Here is a 2,354-nt window from a genome sequence, read left to right on the forward strand (position 1 = left end):
TGTGTTTGGCAAGTAAAAAATACACAATATGGCGGTGAATTTTTACACAACCTTGCCAGTTCCCATTATTTATCGATTCTTTTGAGATAGAGCGTTCCGCAATCGATAGCTTTCCCCTGTAAAGGTGAGAATATGGGCATGGTGCACTAATCGATCCATGATAGCGGCCGTTAAACGCTTATCTCCAAATATGGTGTTCCATTGTCCAAATTCCAAATTCGAGGTGACAATCATACTCGTCTGCTCATAACACTCGGCAATCAAACTAAACAAAAGTTCTGCCCCATCTTTATGAAATGGGATAAATCCTAGTTCATCTAAAATGATAAGCTCTGCTTTTTGGATATCTCGAATAAATCGCCCAATCCCTCCGTTGTGCTGTTTTTCTAATAGTTTAGATACTAAGTCCCCAGCGCGGAAAAAGCGAACCTCTTTCCCACGCTGACAAGCTTCTATCCCCAAAGCGATGGACAGGTGGGTTTTGCCCGTTCCCACCGTCCCAATCATTAGGAGGTTTTGCTTTTTCTCCAAAAACACCAAATCCTTCAATTCTTCCACTGTGATAGAAGAAGGCAGCGTCATCGAAGAATGGAATTCATAGTCGCCTAGTGTTTTCCATTGGCTAAATCCTGCCTTTTTCAGGAGTTTTTCGATTTTTGTATGTTTCCTTGATTCCACCTCCGCCTCCAAGCATTTCAATAAATATTCTTCCGAGGTATCGGCGGATATCTGTTCATAGACTTGACCGATATACCCTAATTTCAGTAATTTGCAATATTCCCGAATACGAGCGTCGATCATGCACTACCCCCTCGATCCATTAAGAGGTTGTAGGATTCTAAGTCTGGATCGTATCCCTTGAAAGCGTCAGGGGTATAGGGTTCCGGCAATGATTCCGCCGACCATACCGGGTGCTCTTGGCGATAAAGCGCTTGATAGAGCACCCCTTCCTCGTCCAGCAGATGCGCCGATGTTTCGGAGATGGCTTGCGCGATTTGTTCCATCGTATATCCCTCTTTCAGCCATCCTGTGATTCGAGATACTCTTCCCTTTCGCTTCGGTAAATCTGCCTGTATCAAGTAGTGCTGAACACTCTCTGGCAATGCGTGAAACACCATCGTGTAAGGAATCGCTTTCGGTTTGTTCCGAAGGAGTTCTAGTTCCCTTCTCCAATCCATTTCTTTTTCTTGAAACGTGTAAGGACGCGGAAGAATCTCCATCATTCGATACTCCGTATCGAATACTTCGATGCGATCCCAAAACACCTTCATCCAAACGGATTGCTTGGCTACTCCTCCGGCAACGGAAAAGGAAGCATCATCCAATCGAAGTCGCCCGTATTTGTCTAAGGACGTGCTTTTGACATACATTGCCTCGAATGGCTCGTTTGGAAGGAAAAGCAATTTCTGTTTTTCTTCTTCCCACAATTCTTGGACAGATCGTTTTTTCTCGTAGTGAAGGACTCCCATCTCCTTTTCCGCTTTTTGTTTCATGACCTCGTTGATTTGTTCCCACGATGTCATCACTGGGTGGGGAACGAACCAGTTTCGTCGTATCGTTCCCACCTTATTTTCCACATTTCCTTTTTCGTGGCCAGCGCCTCGATTACAAAATTCCGCACGGAATCCGTAGTGTAGCTGAAAACGTTGGAATAACTCCGTGAGTTGGCGTGTTCCATTCTTCTCGATTCTCACCACGGCCGCCGACAAGTTATCAAACCATATTTTTTGCGGTACTCCCCCTGCATACTCAAACAACGTTTGAAGCCCATGTAAAAAACACTCGATGTTTTCTTTCGGCAATACCACAGTGTAGGCTGCGTTACTATAGGGGAAGGACAGCACCAAATACTTGACTTCTCTCCTCTTCTGTTCATAAATGACTTCTGCCGTTCCGAAATCGACTTGAGCTTCTCCCCCAGGGTGATGCAAATCTACGTACGTTTCCTGCTCTTCTGCTAATTCTTTTTTTCGTTTGGAAACATACTCCGTCACGGTACGAACCCCACCGGTAAAGCCACACTCATCACGTAAGCGTTCATAGATGCGGATGGCGGTGTGCCGTTGTTTTTTCTTTTTTCGCCGATCCTCCTCCAACCATGCGTCGATGATATCCATGTAAGGACCTAATACTGGATAACGTTTGGTGCGTTTTTTGGCTTTTGGACTCCAGTTCGATTGGTCTGCGTATTTTTTCACCGTCCGCCAATTCACCTTTAATTGTTTTGCGATGGCATGAATGGATAACCCTTTTTCTTCGCGCAAAAATTTGATATATTCTATTTGAGCCAATGCTAGCATCCTTTCTATTCCTCCTCATGCTTAAATCCCTGTTACATGTAGGAGGGTAATGGA

At 44.7% G+C, this 2,354-nt stretch carries 2 protein-coding genes; both read right to left on the reverse strand.

The window, feature by feature from the left end:
• Window positions 1-69 precede the first annotated feature (69 nt).
• Window positions 70-801 carry an IS21-like element helper ATPase IstB gene (gene istB / locus GGR02_RS17190; protein ID WP_221210930.1) on the reverse strand — a complete coding sequence of 244 codons (732 nt, stop codon included), beginning with the start codon at window positions 799-801 and terminating at the stop codon, window positions 70-72.
• Window positions 798-2,300, reverse strand: a complete 1,503-nt coding sequence (gene istA / locus GGR02_RS17195) for an IS21 family transposase (protein ID WP_183186155.1) — start codon at window positions 2,298-2,300, stop codon at window positions 798-800. The genes istB and istA overlap by 4 nt, the downstream gene beginning before the upstream one ends.
• Window positions 2,301-2,354: the final 54 nt, after the last annotated feature.

Origin of the sequence: Anoxybacteroides voinovskiense (assembly GCF_014196205.1) — a bacterium.
In the GTDB taxonomy this organism is placed as follows: Bacteria; Bacillota; Bacilli; order Bacillales; family Anoxybacillaceae; genus Anoxybacteroides; species Anoxybacteroides voinovskiense.